Genomic DNA, 14401 nt, shown 5'->3' with positions numbered 1-14401 from the left:
TCACGCGAAGGGCCAGATGACCCGCGTCTGCCACTTTGCGGGGTCGGGTTCCGTTTCGGGGTCGCTCAGGTAGTACTCCCACATGATGTCCGCCGGGGTGAGGCCTTCCGCCCGCATGTGCCCGAGGACCGCGTTGTACGTGTTTTCCAGGGTGTCGTAGGGGCCGATGTGCAGGGCTTCGAGGGCATCAGTTTCCGGCAAGGTTCCGGCGGCCACCCCGTCAGCGTCCCTGAAGTTACCGGCCATGGGAAAGCCGGCTTCCACATCAACGGTCTCCCCGGGGATGCCCCGGTACAACGCAAAGGGAGGCCCGGCAGGGGCCGTGCCCTGCTTCTGGGCTGCTGCCATCACGGTTCCGAAGGCCCGGCCAAAAAACTCCGTCAGCGCGTCCATCCGGACCCGTTCACGGACGACGGCGACCGGCTGCTCCGCGAGATGGACTTTCCTGGGGTGCGGGCCGGAGTCACTCATGGCTCCAGCCTGCGCGCCCGGGCACCGGGCGTGACAGGGCCTTAGGACTCTAAACGGTGCCGGTCCCCGTGCCGCCCACAGGCAGGTTCGGACGGCTGGATTCAGCCGGCAGCCTCATAGGCCTGGCGCATCCATTGCTCCACCTCGCCGTCCAGCTGGCTGCTGTCCAAAAGCTCAAGGTGATGCATCCAGATCCCCGGGACAGGGTGCGCTGTTTCCTTGAACCGGGGGGAGGGGATCTCGTGGGGAAGCGCCAGCGACAGCACAACAGGAACGTCTGACTTGATGTACATACCCGGCCGCCAAACGAACGCAAAGCCCCGCCGGCGGCGGAACGAAACCTGGCTCTTTGACACGCGGACGGTCATGGGGCCTATGCCGGACGCCATGCGTTCCGCCGCCCCGTAGATGGCACGGGCAGCGCCGGAACCTTCAAAAAAACGGTCAACAGTCCAGGGTTCCGTGCCTTCCACCGGGACGGCTGTGGCTACTCGAGGCCTGCGCGGGTGGCTTCGTTCAACGGGGTCTGCCAGGTGCCGGTGGCTGTCAGCGTGAACCTCCGGCCCGTCACGGACTGCGGAATGATCCGGATGAGGTGGTCCTGCCCAACGCCCTGCCAGGGGAAAAGCCCCCGCCGTGTCTCATTCAGGGCGGGTGAGGCGGCGTCATCCTCGACAGCCGTACCCTTGACCACAACACTCCAGGCCAGGCCGAACTCTGCACTCACGCTGTCCGCTTCCAGGGCGACCATTGAGTTCGCCTCAATGGCCTGCAGCTTTGTTCCGCTGCCCGTCCGGAAGACCAGGCCTTCGCCGTCGCGCTTAAAACTTACCGGGAAGACGTCCGGCTGTCCGTCGACGATGACGCCAAGCCGTCCGATACTCGTTTGTTCCAGCAGTCTCCAGCACTCGTCGGAGTCGAGGATTTCAGCTTCAGGAGCGATTTTCTTGTCGGTCATGCCCAGATCCTAAGGCGCGCGCCACATCCCTGACAGGGCCCAAAGACCTTTGACCTGCTTGCCGGGCCCACCCCTTCGCCAGTGGCCGGCCCGGGCCTAAATGCCCTAGCGGTTCTGGCCGGCCAGCAGTACTTTCAGCTGTATGCGTAACAACACACCGGACCGGAATGCCTCATCCGCAGTGGAAGTCCTGGACGCGAACGCCTGCTGGGACCTCCTGCGCGGGGTGTCGGTCGGCCACCTGGCAGTCCTGGTTGACGGCCATCCGGAGATCTTCCCCGTGAACTACAAGGTGGATCACGGATCGGTGGTCTTCCGCACCGGAGAAGGGACAAAGCTCCACGCCGCGGCCCGGCCCTCCGCCGTCGCACTCGAAGCGGACGGCACTGACCAGGACAAACGGACCGCCTGGAGCGTCCAGGTGAAGGGCCATGCCGAGGTCCTGGAGCCCTCACCGGAGCTGATGACTGGCGTTGGCCTCACCCTCTTTCCCTGGCAGGCAGGCCACAAGGACCACTTTGTGCGGATTGTTCCGACGACGGTAAGCGGCAGGCGGTTCACCGTAACCTCCCCCCTGACCTGGTGGAGCCACCTGGATGATCCGGCGCGGGCGGGCCTTGCCTGAGGGAAAGCCGGCCGCCCCGCCCGGCACCCCCGTACCGCGGCAGGCAGCCGGCCCCGAAGAGGAGCCCGGCCAGTCGCTCCCGGGCCGGGCCTCGGCGCTGATCCGTCAGTACCCCCTGGTGGCGCTGACGTGCCTGGTGCTCGCCGTCACCGGAATGCTGCTGCAGTCCGGACTGGAACAGCCCGCCAGGCTCGGCGCGTCCGCCTATGCCGCCGTCGTCGCCGCCATCCGTGCCGCAGCGATGTTCCGCTCGCTCCGCGAGGGCCGCTGGGGCATCGACGTCCTGGCGCTGATGGCCATTGCCAGCACCGTCTGGGTGGGCGAGTACCTCGCTGCCCTCGTGGTGATCCTCATGCTCTCCGGCGGGGAAGCGCTGGAAACCTTCGCCCAGGGACGGGCAGCACGCGAACTGAAGTCCCTGCTGGCAAGGGCGCCCCGCTTCGCCCACCGGGAAGCCGCCGGATCAGTCCTGGAAGAAACACCCGTGGGCGAAGTGGTTCCCGGCGACGTGCTGGTGGTGCGCCCCTCCGAGCTGGTCCCGGTTGACGGTGAGCTCCTGTCCGACGCCGCAAGCATGGATGAATCCTCACTGACGGGGGAGAGCCTGCCCGTTGAACGGACCCGGGGGGAACTCCTGCTCAGCGGCTCCGTCAACGGCGAGACGGCCATCAGGATGCGGGCGGCCGCCACGGCCAAGGATTCACAGTACAGCCGCATCATCGCCCTGGTGGAGGAAGCGGCGTCCAGCCGGGCCCCGGTGGTCCGCCTTGCGGACCGGTACGCCGTTCCCTTTACCGCGCTGGCGATCCTCATGGCCGGAACAGCCTGGGCCCTTTCAGGGGATCCCGTGCGCATCGCCCAGGTCCTGGTGGTGGCAACGCCCTGCCCGCTCCTGATCGCGGCGCCGGTGGCGTTCCTCGCCGGCACGAGCCAGGCGGCCCACCGGGGCATCATCATCAAGAACACCGGAACCCTGGAGCAGCTGGCCAAAGCCAGGACCGCCGTCTTCGACAAGACCGGAACGCTGACCTCAGGCCGCCCGGTCCTGGACATGGTCCAGGTTGCACAGGACCACGGACCATCCGCCGGTGCGGCGATGAGCGCGGAGCGGATCCTGCAGCTCGCCGCCTCAGCCGAGCAGTACTCCTCGCACGTCCTGGCGGCCTCGGTGATCGAGGCCGCCGCCGAGCGCAACCTTGAGCTCCTTCCCGTCACCCGTGCTACGGAACATGCCACCCAGGGCGTCGAAGCCGTCTGTGGCGGGGACACCGTGGTGGTGGGCAAGGCGGGGCTGGTCCGGGACGCGTCGGAGGGCTTCCGGGAAGCTGTCCTCCACAGCGGACAGCTGGCCATTTACGTCGCCGTCAATGGCAGGTATACCGGGGCCCTGATCATGAAGGACCCGTTGCGCGGCGACGCCGGGGACACCCTGGCCCGGCTGCACCGGCTGGGAGTCCGGCACACCATGCTGCTGACCGGAGACGCCCACGGGACTGCGGCCCACATCGCCGAGGAAGCGGGCATCCGCCATGTCCAGGCTGACTGCCTGCCGGAGGACAAGGTGAATGCCGTGGCAGCCGTGCGGGAACGGCCCGTCATCATGGTGGGCGACGGCGTCAATGACGCCCCCGTCCTGGCCGCCGCTGACGTGGGCATCGCCATGGGGGCAAAAGGCGCAACCGCCGCAAGCGAATCGGCGGACGTTGTGATCATGCTCGACGATCTGTCCAGGGTGGCCGTGGCGGTCGAAATCGGCAAGCGCACAGTGGCGGTGGCTATGGTGAGCATCTGGACAGGAATAGGCCTGAGCGTCGGCCTGATGGCTGTGGCCATGACGGGCTACATTCCAGCGGTCACCGGCGCCCTCCTGCAGGAACTCGTGGACCTTGCCACGATCCTCAATGGGCTGAGGGCGCTGCGCCCGGCCCGGCCGCGGAATCCCGCAGGCCGGGGCTGAGCCTGAAGGGCCCGGCATGACCTTCGGCCCTTCCGCCGTCCGCCGGGAGTGGCGAAGGTGGTGGGTATGAACGCAGAAACAGTGTCCAAGCCTGTGATTGTCGGCGTTGACGGTTCCGAGTATTCCTCCGCCGCCCTGCGGTACGCCGGATCCCTCGCCGCGCGCCTTGGTGCGCGGCTGGAGGTCATCACCTGCATCGGCATGCCCGATTACCTGGTGGTGGCACACCTCGAAGGCGGCGAGCACCCCTTGACTGCGCGGCTGGAAGAAACCGCCACCCGCCTGGTGGAGGAAGCCTTGGGACGGGCATTCACCGGGGGGCGGCCGCAGAACATCGACGTCACGGTCAGGTTCGGCCCGCCCGGAAAAGTCCTCGTGGACGAGAGCCGGCGGGCGCAGCTGCTGGTTGTCGGGCGGCACGGTGAGGGCGGATTCCTGGGCACATCCATGGGCTCGGTCAGCAAGGCCTGCGCAGCACACTCCCTGTGCCCGGTGCTCCTGGTGGGCCAGGAGGCGGACGACGTGCCATGACAGCGGCGGGCCTGACCTCGGGCCAGGCTGCGGAACTCCTGGAGAAGGCAGGGCCCAACGTCCTCCCTGCGGAGAAGTCCGTATCCCAGTGGCGGAAACTCTGGGGGGAGCTGACACACTTCTTCGCCCTCATGCTGTGGTGCGCGGCAGCCCTGGCCTTCCTCGCGGACCTGCCGCAGCTGGGTGTGGCGATCATCGTCGTCGTCCTTGTCAACGGACTCTTTGCCCACATCCAGCAGGAACGCGCCCAGCACGCCGCGGCGAGGTTGCGGGGGCTGCTGCCCGCGGACGTCATGGTGCGGCGGGACGGGCACGTCCGCAAAGTCCACGCCAGTGAACTGGTGGTCAACGACGCCGTGCTCCTGGCGGCAGGCGACCGCATCCCCGCAGACGTCATCCTTGTTACGGCACAAGCCTGCGCCGTGGACGAGTCGATGCTGACCGGCGAAAGCGACCCGGTGCCCAAAACGGGCGGTGACCCCGCCTGGGGCGGAACGTTCCTGGTTAACGGTGACGCCGAAGCCACCGTAAAAGCCACCGGTGCCGGGACCCGGCTGGCGGGGATTTCTGCCCTCACCAGCGGCGCGGTTCCGCCACCCACGCCGCTGTCCCTGGAACTGCGCCGGATAGTCCGGGTGGTGGCATCCCTTGCCCTGGCGATCGCCGCCCTGTTTTTCCTGGTCTCCCTGCTGGTGGGGATCGAATGGCGCGATTCCTTCCTGTTCGCTATCGGGGTTGCCGTCGCGCTTGTCCCGGAAGGCCTGCTGCCCACGGTGACGCTGTCGCTGGCGATGGGCGCGCAGCGCATGGCCTCCCGCAACGCCCTGGTCCGCAACCTTGAGGCTGTGGAAACCCTCGGTTCCACCACCTTCATTTGCACCGACAAGACAGGGACGCTCACGCAGAACCGGATGAACGCCGTCGAGGTTTTCACCTCCGGCGGATCGGTCAGCATCGCGGGCGAAGGCTACAACCCGGAGGGCGCTGTCCAGGGAGACGGGCAGGAGAAGGCAGCGGAAACGGCCCTCGCGGCGCTCGCCGCCTCGCAGGGCCGGGCCGAACTCCACGACGGGCAGTGGCGGGCCTTTGGCGACCCCATGGAAGCGGCAATCGACGTGCTGGCGCGGCGTTTGGACGGGGCGGCAGAGAACCGGACAGCGCCTTCGCGCCGGTTCGCCTTTGATCCTTCACGACGGCGGGAGTCGGCGATCGTGGGGCACGACCTCTTCTGCAAGGGCGCACCGGAGGCCGTCCTTCCGCTGTGCAGCGGCGCCGACGGCCAGGTTGCAGGCCAGGTCCAGCTCATGGCCTCCCGCGGACTCCGTGTCATCGCCGTGGCGCGCAGGCGGCTCGATGGGCCATCCGAAGCCTGGGCATCCCGTCCTCCCGGGGACATCGAACGCGGCATGGAGCTGCTGGGGCTGATCGGGCTCCACGATCCGCCGCGGCCGGACGTGGCCGACGTCATCCGGACTGCCCGCACGGCAGGGCTCAAACTGGCCATGATCACCGGCGACCATCCTGCGACCGCAGCGGCGATTGCCCGCGAGATCGGGCTGATGGGGGCGCCGGAGTGCATCCTGGAGGGCTCGGATCTTCCCGACGACGAGCAACTGCTGGGGGCGCTCCTGGATCGGGACGGGGTAGTGGTGAGCCGGGTTTCCCCGGAGCAAAAGCTCCGGGTTGCCAAGGCCCTGCAGTCCCGAGGCCACGTGGTGGCCATGACAGGCGACGGCGTCAATGACGGCCCGGCCCTCCGTGAGGCCGACATCGGGGTGGCGATGGGCCTGAGCGGCACCGACGTTGCGCGCGAAGCTGCGGACCTGGTGCTCCTAGACGACCACTTCGCGACGATTGTGGCAGCCATCGAGCAGGGCAGGGCCACCTACTCGAACATCCACCGCTTCCTGACCTACCACCTCACCGACAACGTGGCGGAATTGACCCCCTTTGTGGTCTGGGCCCTCTCGGGCGGCCAATTCCCGTTGGCCCTGGGGGTCCTGCAGATCCTTGCCCTGGACATTGGTACAGACCTGCTGCCTGCCCTGGCCCTGGGCGCCGAGCCGCCCGGCAAGCGGGTGCTGTCCCGGCCGCCGGAGCGGCGGCACCTGATGGACCGGCAGCTGATGGTGCGGGTCTTTTGCGTGCTGGGCCCGGTGGAGGCCCTGGTTGAAATGTCCGCTTTTTCCGTGGTGCTCTTTGGCGGCGGCTGGACCAGGGGCGAACCGCCGGAACCCGGGCTTCTCATGGCCGCGTCCGGGGCGGCCTTCACTGCGGTGGTACTGGGCCAGCTGGCCAACGCCTACGCCTGCCGGAGTGCCACCGTGCCGCCGTGGAGGCTGGGGTGGGGCTCGAACAAGCTCCTGGCGTGGGCCGTCCTGGCCGAACTGGCCGTGCTTGCAACCTGCCTGTACCTGCCGCAGCTCGCCGCCCTGCTGGGCCAGGCCCCGCCGCCGGCGGCCGGGCTGCTCCTGGCCACCCTGGCCGTACCGGCGGTCCTGGCGGCAGACTGGTCGTACAAGGGATTCAGGGGCAGCGGCGCCCGCTGAGCAGCCGCCAGTAACCCCCCCGGCCGGTGCTCGGGACCAAAGACTCTGCATTGCCTCCGGGGCACGGCCCAGAATCAAGGCATGACTGCTCCCGCAACGTCCCCGGCCGATGTTCACGTCATATGGTTTGAGGACACCGGGATCGGGGACATTGCGTCCGTGGGAGGAAAGAACGCTTCGCTGGGCGAGCTGACCCGCTCCCTGCAGTCCGCCGGCGTGAGGGTCCCCGACGGGTTTGCCACCACCGCCGGCGCCTACCGCGCTTTCCTGGCAGCGAACTCCCTGGAGCCGCGCATCAGGACGTACATCGAGGAGTACCGTGCCGGACGCGCAACGCTGCGCCAGGCCGGAGCGGCCATCCGGGAGCTGTTTTTGTCGGCAACGTTCCCGGACAGCATCGGCGAGGCGATCCAGGAGCGCTACCGGCTCCTTTCCCGGCGGGCAGGCCAGCACGAGGTGTCGGTTGCAGTCCGCAGCAGCGCCACGGCCGAGGACCTCCCGGATGCAAGTTTCGCTGGCCAGCAGGAGACATTCCTCAACGTCGCCGGCGGCCGTGCCGTCCTGGATGCGTGCCGGAACTGCTACGCCTCGCTGTTCACCGACCGCGCCATCAGCTACCGCGAAATGAAGGGCTACGACCACCTCGACGTCGCCCTGTCCGTGGGGGTCCAGCGCATGGTCCGTTCGGATGTGGGCGCTTCAGGGGTCATGTTCTCCATCGACACCGAGTCCGGTTTTCCGCAGGCCGTGCTCATCAGCGCGGCGTGGGGCCTCGGTGAGACCGTAGTCCAGGGGACCATCAACCCTGACAAATACCAGGTGTTCAAGCCACTGCTCTCCGACGGGCGCTTCAGCCCCGTGATCGAGAGGGAACTGGGCGCGAAGGAACGCAAAATGGTCTACAGCCACGGAGGCAACGCGCGGACCCAAATGGTGGAAACCACCGAACGGGAGCAGGGTTCCCTGGTGCTGTCCGACCAGGAAGTGGTCCTGCTGGCACGCTGGGCCAAGGCCGTGGAAGACCATTACGGGCGGCCCATGGACATGGAATGGGCCAAAGACGGCGTGACGGGCGAGCTGTTCATGGTGCAGGCAAGGCCGGAGACAGTGCAGGCCCAGCGCAGCAGCACGTCCTTCAGGACGTACCACCTCCGGCAGCAGGGCCGGTTGCTGACCGCGGGGGCGGCCATTGGCGATGCCATCGCCGGCGGTCAGGCCTGCGTCATCCGGGACGCGAAGGACATCGAATCGTTCGTGGACGGTTCAGTGCTGGTGACCAGGATGACGGACCCGGACTGGGTCCCGGTCATGAAGCGGGCCGCCGGCATCGTCACTGACCACGGCGGCCCTACCAGCCACGCAGCGATCGTCAGCCGGGAACTCGGCGTGCCCGCCGTCGTCGGAACCCGGAACGCCACCGAAGCCGTCCCCGACGGTGCCCCCATCACCCTGTCCTGCGCCGAAGGGGAGGAAGGCCGCGTCTACGAGGGGCTGCTGGAGTTCAGCGTGGAAGAGGTGGACCTGGAGGCCCTTCCCGCCACCCGGACCGACGTGATGGTCAACATCGGCAGCCCTGCCGCCGCCTTCAAGTGGTGGCGTCTGCCGGCGGCGGGCGTTGGCCTGGCACGGATGGAATTCATCATCAACAACCTCATCCGCATCCATCCCATGGCCCTGGTCCACCCTGACAGAGTGACGGATCCGGAGGAAGCCGCGCTCATCCGGAAGCTCACCAGCGGCTACAGCGATCCCACGGAGTACTTTGTTGACGTGCTGGCCACCGGGATCGCCAAGATAGCGGCGCCTTTCCACCCCAAGCCGGTGATCGTGCGGCTCAGCGACTTCAAGAGCAACGAGTACAGCCACCTGATCGGCGGCGGGTTCTTCGAACGCCCGGAAGAGAACCCCATGCTGGGTTTCCGCGGCGCCTCCCGCTACTACAGCGACCACTACCGGGAAGGCTTCGCCCTCGAATGCAAAGCCCTCAAACGGGTACGCGAAGAAATCGGCTTTTCCAACATCATCGTTATGGTCCCGTTCTGCCGGACCGTCCGGGAAGCGGACCTGGTCATCGAAGCGATGGCCGGGCAGGGACTGGTGCGGGGCAGTGCCGGGCTGGAGCTCTACATGATGTGTGAAATACCCTCCAACGTGGTACTTGCCGAGCAGTTCGCCGAGCGCTTCGACGGGTTCTCCATCGGCTCCAACGACCTTACCCAACTGGTCCTGGGCGTGGACCGCGACTCCGAACAGCTTGCCGGGCTGTTCGACGAAAGGGACCCTGCTGTCAGCGCCATGATTGCCCAGGCGATCGAAAAAGCCCACGCCGCCGGCATCAAGATTGGAATCTGCGGGCAGGGGCCAAGCAACCACCCCGATCTTGCCGAGTTCCTGATTGGCCGCGGCATAGATTCAATTTCGCTGAACCCTGACACTTACGTGAAAACCGTCCCCGTCATCGCAGCGGCGGAGCAGCAGCTGGGCAGAGGGGCCTAACGGCACTGTCAACGAAGGACGGCCTGCTGATATCCCTGTCATATGACCGCGTCGTCACCCACTGCCGCAGCCGCCAAGCCACCCTTCGACGCCGTCATTTTCGATCTGGACGGGGTGGTGACCAATACGGCGCTGGTCCATCAGGCCGCCTGGAGGGACGCGTTCGAACACATCCTGCAGGACCCGCGGGTGCCGGCCACCGCCAGCCGCGCACCCCTTTCCAAAACCGACTACCGAACCTACATTGATGGCCTTCCCCGGGAGGAAGGCGTGTTGAAGTTCCTCGCGTCAAGGGGGGTGAAAGTCGAGAAGGGGTCGGAGAGCGATGAGCCCGGCACCTGGAGCGCGTTCGGCCTTGGTGCACTGAAGAACCGGCTGTTCCAGGAGCGGCTCAAGCGCGACGGCGTCCAGAGCTATCCGGGAACGGTGCAGCTGCTGCAACGGCTTTCCGACGCCGGGGTCCCCACCGGAGTGGTCACGTCCAGCCGCAATGCGTCCTCGGTCCTGGACGCCGCCGGGCTTCCGGATCTTTTCGGCGTCATCCTGGACGGGACTGCTGCCGCCAACCTCGGCCTGCGGGGGAAGCCCGCTCCCGACGTCTTCCTGGCGGCCGCCTTCCGCCTCGGGGTATCACCATCCCACGCCGTGGTCATCGAAGACTCGGTGGCAGGGGTCCTGGCAGCGCACAAGGGCGGGTTCGGCCTCGTGGTGGGCATCGACCGCAGCGGAACCCGGCGGGAGCTCGAAGCCTCCGGTGCCACCACAGTCCTCAACGACGTCAGTGAACTGGACCTGGGACTCGTCCTTGGTGATCCCTGGCAGCTCGTCTACGAGGGCTTCGACGCCGGACACGAGGGCCACCGGGAAGCGCTGACCACCCTTGGCAACGGCTACCTCGCCATCCGCGGCGCATCCCCCGAAGGCGGCGGCAGCGCCCGGTACGCCGGCATGTACCTGGCTGGAGTCTTCAACCGCCTGGCCGCCGAAGTCGCCGGCGAGGTGCTCGTGGAAGAACACATGGTCAACGCCCCGGACTGCCTTCCCCTGGACCTGCGGCTGGCGGACGGGCAGTGGTGGTCGGAGGGAGGCCTGGTGGCTGTCCGCGAGCGCCGCACGCTGGATCTCCAGCGCGCGGTCCTGGAACGGCGGCTCCTGCTGGAAACCGGGGACAGGCGGCGCATGGAAATCGTCCAGACGAGGTTCGTCTCCATGGCGGAGCCCCACCTGCTGGGACTCGAAACGAAGATCACGCCGCTGGGCTGGAGCGGAGCCGTGGAAGTGCGCAGCGGCGTGAACATGGGCGTCACCAACTCGAATGTTCCCGAACCGGTCTCCAGCCCCGGGATCCACCTTGTTGACCGGACCATGAACGGCGGCGGCTTCAAGCAACCGGCTCCGGATGACGTTTCCGTCGTCGAGGCTGAGACAACCCAAAGCCTGGTCCGGATAGCCGTGGCATACCGCACCAGTGCGTCGGGGGCAGCAGCCAGCGGCGTACATGGCAAAGGGCAGCCCGGCAGAGTCGGCCCGTTCCACTTCCGGACATTCCAGGTGGCACTCGCTGACGGGGCTGCAGCAAGAATCTGCAAGATCGTGGCGGTGGCGACATCCCGTGACCGGGCCATCGCCTCGCCGGCCTCCGCCGCCGTGACAGTGCTGGCCCGGGCCGGCGGGGACTTTGACGCCCTGCTGGCCGCACACCAGGATGCGTGGCGGCACGAACACCATCCGTTCCTCGTGGACATCGAGGCGCCGGTGCAGGTGCGCCTGGTCCTCAACCTGCACATCTTCCACCTGCTGCAGACCCTCACCCGCCACACGGCAGAACTCGACGCCGGGGTTACGGCCCGGGGGCTCCATGGCGAGGGATACCGGGGCCACGTCTTCTGGGACGAGTTGTTTGTCCTGCCGCTCCTGACCACCAGGACGCCGGATGTGGCCCGCTCCCTCATCGAATACAGGTGGCGCAGGCTTCCGGCAGCCCGACACGCGGCAGCACTCCAGGGCCTCCCGGGGGCACAGTTTCCCTGGCAAAGCGGGAGTGACGGTACGGAGGAAACCCCCAAGTGGCTCTACAACCACAGGTCCGGCAGGTGGGTGAAGGACCACTCGCACCTGCAACTGCACTCCGGACTCGCCGTTGCCTTCAACGTCTGGCAGTACTTCCAGGCCACCAGCGACAAAGCCTGGCTGCTCCGCAAGGGTGCCGAACTGGTGATCGACGTTGCCCGGTTCTTCGCAGCACGGGCCGGGTACAGCCAGGACACCGGGCGCTACCACGTCCGCGGCGTCGTGGGGCCCGATGAGTACCACACGGGATATCCGGGCCGCCCCGATCCCGGGCTGGACGACAACGCCTACACCAACGCCATGGCTGCCTGGGCTTGCCTCCGGGCCGCGGAGATCATGGGCATCTTCCACGGGAACGAACTCTCCGGCCTGATGGAGAGGCTTGGCGTCACCAGCGAGGAGGCCGCCGGCTGGGAGCAGGTGGGCCGGGCCATGTTCATCCCTTTCCACACGGACGGCGTGATCAGCCAGTTTGCCGGATACGAGGAACTCGACGAACTCGACTGGGAACGGTACCGGGAGACCTACGACAGCATAGAGCGGCTCGACCTGATCCTGGAAGCCGAGGGGGATGAAACCAACCGGTACAAGCTTGCCAAGCAGGCCGATGTCCTGATGCTGCCGTACCTGCTGGGCCATGAGGGTGTGATCGCCCTCCTCCAGGAACTGGGATATGCGTTCACGGGAGACCTGTTGAACCGGACCGTCGAGTATTACCTCGCTCGGACTGCCCACGGGTCCACCTTGAGCCGGGTGGCCCACGCGTCCGTGCTGGCGGCGCTGGACGCCGACCGTGCCTGGGACAGCTTCCGCGAAGCGCTCGACGCCGACCTCGACGATACCCAGCACGGCACCACACGGACGGGCATTCACTTGGGCGCCATGGCTGGAAGCATCGATGTCATCCAGCGCAGTTTCGCCGGGCTGAGGCTGAGCGGCGACGCGATCGCCTTTGCCCCCAACCTGCCCACCGGCCTGCGGTCCGTCGCCTTCAGGGTCCGGTACCGGGGGCATCACCTGAACGTCGAACTCAAGGACGGGCGCATGAGGATTGCATCGGCGGCCGGGGACGCCGAACCCATCAGCGTGCGCGTCAACGGCAGGAAGGCGGCGCTCGCGGCCGGCCAGGCCAGGACATTCCGGCTTCCCGTATCGGTGGAAGGATCGGCTGCACCATGAAGAAACTCGGGATCCTGACAAGCGGCGGGGACTGCCCCGGCGTCAACGCAGTCATCCGCGGGGCAGTGCTGGGCGGTGAGGTTGTCCACGGCTATGGATTTGTGGGGTTCCGTGACGGGTGGCGGGGAGTCCTGGAACAGGATGTGGTTCCCTTGCCCCGGCGCAGTGTCCGCGGAATATCCCGGCTCGGCGGGACCATCCTTGGGACATCCCGCACCAATCCGCTGGAGGGCGGCGGAGCCGAGGCGGTGCGGGACAGCCTGCGGCGCAATGGCCTGATGGGGCTGATCGCCATTGGCGGCGAGGGAACACTGGCCGCGGCGAAGGAACTGTGCGACCAGGGCATCAACGTGGTCGGGGTGCCCAAGACGATCGATAACGATCTTGGTGCCACGGACTATACGTTTGGGTTCGATTCCGCCGTCCAGACGGCCACTGAAGCCATTGACAGGCTGAGGACCACCGGGGAGTCCCACCACCGGTGCATGATCGCGGAGGTCATGGGCCGCAATGCCGGCTGGATCGCGCTGCACTCCGGAATGGCCTCGGGTGCCCACGCGATCCTCATACCGGAGCATCCGGTGTCCCTGGACCAGATCTCCGCGTGGGTCCTGTCAGCACGGGACCGGGGGCGGGCGCCCCTGGTGGTGGTGGCTGAAGCCTTCGTGCCGGAGGGGCAAGGAACGCCCTACGCGCCGCGCGGGCTGGATACCTTTGGCCGGCCGCGTCTTGGCGGCATCGGCCGGCTGTTGGAGCAGCAGCTGCAGCACACTACCGGAATAGAGACCCGGGCCACGGTCCTGGGCCACATCCAGCGTGGCGGAGAACCCACCGCTTACGACCGTGTCCTTGCCACCCGGCTGGGCCTTGCCGCCGTCGAGGCAGCGGCCGGCGGTTCATGGGGGACCATGGTGTCCCTCCGTGGGACGGACGTCGTCACCGTAGGCCTGGAGCTTGCCCTAGGACGCCTGAAGGTGGTTCCCGAGGAACGGTACAAGGAAGCGGCAGTCCTGTTCGGGTGACAAAACGCGCGGATGGCGTGACCGTGCCTGGCCCCGGAGGGACCAGGCACCAAACCTCAGCCCCTGCTGATCGGGATCTTCGACGCCGAGGCCACCTCTTGCTGGTCCGGAAGGGGAGCGCGGACTTCCAGGACGCCGTCCCTGTACGACGCGGTGACGTCAGCCTGCCGCACCCCGCTGGGAAGGGGGAGCCGCCGGACGAAGGAACCGTAGCGGAATTCGGAACGGTAGCTGTCCTTGTCCTTGTGTTCCGTTTTCTCCTGCCGCTCGGCCCTGATGGACAGGACACCGTCGGTCACTGTCACGTCCACGTCTTTTTCGGGGTCGATCCCGGGCAGCTCCGCGCGCACCACCAGGGTGTTGCCGTCCACCACTTCCTCCACCCGGATGGCGGACGACCCCATCTCTCCTTCGAACAGTCTTTCGATCACATCCATGGGGGAGCGGCGGGAATCAAACCACTTCATCAGGTCAGTCATTGTTGCCTCCTGCTCATTGTGAGCCGGGCCGACGCATTGCCCGGCATTAACACCATCCGCCCCC

The 14401-nt window shown here is 67.2% G+C and carries 11 protein-coding genes; 7 read left to right on the top strand and 4 right to left on the bottom strand.

All coding sequences use genetic code 11. The annotated features are described in order from the left end of the window. From ACIQF4_RS05545 to ACIQF4_RS05535, 3 genes are all read right to left on the bottom strand, one after another. A complete protein-coding gene (locus tag ACIQF4_RS05545) occupies positions 1-471 on the bottom strand; it encodes a GyrI-like domain-containing protein (protein ID WP_350002443.1) in 471 nt (156 codons plus the stop codon). Between the two features lie 101 nt (positions 472-572). Next, a complete protein-coding gene (locus ACIQF4_RS05540; protein WP_400514408.1) occupies positions 573-944 on the bottom strand; it encodes a DUF5655 domain-containing protein in 372 nt (123 codons plus the stop codon). Between the two features lie 14 nt (positions 945-958). After that, entirely contained in the window at positions 959-1429 is a 471-nt protein-coding gene (locus tag ACIQF4_RS05535; protein ID WP_400514405.1) for a pyridoxamine 5'-phosphate oxidase family protein, read from the bottom strand. Between the two features lie 142 nt (positions 1430-1571). Between ACIQF4_RS05535 and ACIQF4_RS05530 the strand changes: the two genes are divergently transcribed. The 7 genes from ACIQF4_RS05530 to ACIQF4_RS05500 all read left to right on the top strand — a co-directional run bounded on the left by ACIQF4_RS05530 (position 1572) and on the right by ACIQF4_RS05500 (position 13858). Then, positions 1572-2054: a pyridoxamine 5'-phosphate oxidase family protein gene (locus ACIQF4_RS05530; RefSeq protein ID WP_400514403.1), complete on the top strand. Its 483-nt coding sequence runs from the start codon at positions 1572-1574 to the stop codon at positions 2052-2054. Next, on the top strand, positions 2026-4011 hold the full coding sequence (locus ACIQF4_RS05525; RefSeq protein WP_400514400.1) for a heavy metal translocating P-type ATPase: 1986 nt from the start codon (positions 2026-2028) through the stop codon (positions 4009-4011). Before ACIQF4_RS05530 ends, ACIQF4_RS05525 begins: the two co-directional genes overlap by 29 nt. Before the next feature lie 66 nt (positions 4012-4077). Continuing rightward, positions 4078-4542: a universal stress protein gene (locus ACIQF4_RS05520; RefSeq protein WP_400514398.1), complete on the top strand. Its 465-nt coding sequence runs from the start codon at positions 4078-4080 to the stop codon at positions 4540-4542. Continuing rightward, positions 4539-7091: a cation-translocating P-type ATPase gene (locus ACIQF4_RS05515; RefSeq protein WP_400514397.1), complete on the top strand. Its 2553-nt coding sequence runs from the start codon at positions 4539-4541 to the stop codon at positions 7089-7091. The genes ACIQF4_RS05520 and ACIQF4_RS05515 overlap by 4 nt, the downstream gene beginning before the upstream one ends. Before the next feature lie 81 nt (positions 7092-7172). Continuing rightward, complete coding sequence (ppsA, locus tag ACIQF4_RS05510; RefSeq protein ID WP_400514394.1) at positions 7173-9587, top strand: phosphoenolpyruvate synthase; 2415 nt, start codon at positions 7173-7175, stop codon at positions 9585-9587. Between the two features lie 42 nt (positions 9588-9629). After that, a complete protein-coding gene (locus tag ACIQF4_RS05505; protein WP_400514392.1) occupies positions 9630-12836 on the top strand; it encodes an HAD-IA family hydrolase in 3207 nt (1068 codons plus the stop codon). After that, positions 12833-13858, top strand: a complete 1026-nt coding sequence (locus ACIQF4_RS05500; protein WP_400514391.1) for an ATP-dependent 6-phosphofructokinase — start codon at positions 12833-12835, stop codon at positions 13856-13858. The genes ACIQF4_RS05505 and ACIQF4_RS05500 overlap by 4 nt, the downstream gene beginning before the upstream one ends. A 56-nt stretch (positions 13859-13914) precedes the next feature. Here ACIQF4_RS05500 and ACIQF4_RS05495 read toward each other — a convergent pair whose 3' ends face one another. Further along, entirely contained in the window at positions 13915-14337 is a 423-nt protein-coding gene (locus ACIQF4_RS05495; protein ID WP_400514390.1) for an Hsp20/alpha crystallin family protein, read from the bottom strand. Positions 14338-14401: the final 64 nt, after the last annotated feature.

The organism is Pseudarthrobacter sp. NPDC092202 (genome assembly GCF_044755505.1).
In the GTDB taxonomy this organism is placed as follows: domain Bacteria; phylum Actinomycetota; class Actinomycetes; order Actinomycetales; family Micrococcaceae; genus Arthrobacter.
This window is presented reverse-complemented; position numbering and strand designations above follow the sequence as displayed.

What these genes read in the sequence shown, in the direction of transcription:
- ACIQF4_RS05500 (WP_400514391.1), top strand. Translation starts at nt 12,833, where the DNA reads ATGAAGAAACTCGGGATCCTGACAAGCGGCGGGGACTGCCCCGGCGTC.
- ACIQF4_RS05530 (WP_400514403.1), top strand. Translation starts at nt 1,572, where the DNA reads ATGCGTAACAACACACCGGACCGGAATGCCTCATCCGCAGTGGAAGTC.
- ACIQF4_RS05525 (WP_400514400.1), top strand. Translation starts at nt 2,026, where the DNA reads ATGATCCGGCGCGGGCGGGCCTTGCCTGAGGGAAAGCCGGCCGCCCCG.
- ACIQF4_RS05495 (WP_400514390.1), bottom strand. Translation starts at nt 14,337, where the DNA reads ATGACTGACCTGATGAAGTGGTTTGATTCCCGCCGCTCCCCCATGGAT.
- ACIQF4_RS05505 (WP_400514392.1), top strand. Translation starts at nt 9,630, where the DNA reads ATGACCGCGTCGTCACCCACTGCCGCAGCCGCCAAGCCACCCTTCGAC.
- ACIQF4_RS05515 (WP_400514397.1), top strand. Translation starts at nt 4,539, where the DNA reads ATGACAGCGGCGGGCCTGACCTCGGGCCAGGCTGCGGAACTCCTGGAG.
- ACIQF4_RS05535 (WP_400514405.1), bottom strand. Translation starts at nt 1,429, where the DNA reads ATGACCGACAAGAAAATCGCTCCTGAAGCTGAAATCCTCGACTCCGAC.
- ppsA (WP_400514394.1), top strand. Translation starts at nt 7,173, where the DNA reads ATGACTGCTCCCGCAACGTCCCCGGCCGATGTTCACGTCATATGGTTT.
- ACIQF4_RS05520 (WP_400514398.1), top strand. Translation starts at nt 4,078, where the DNA reads ATGAACGCAGAAACAGTGTCCAAGCCTGTGATTGTCGGCGTTGACGGT.
- ACIQF4_RS05545 (WP_350002443.1), bottom strand. Translation starts at nt 471, where the DNA reads ATGAGTGACTCCGGCCCGCACCCCAGGAAAGTCCATCTCGCGGAGCAG.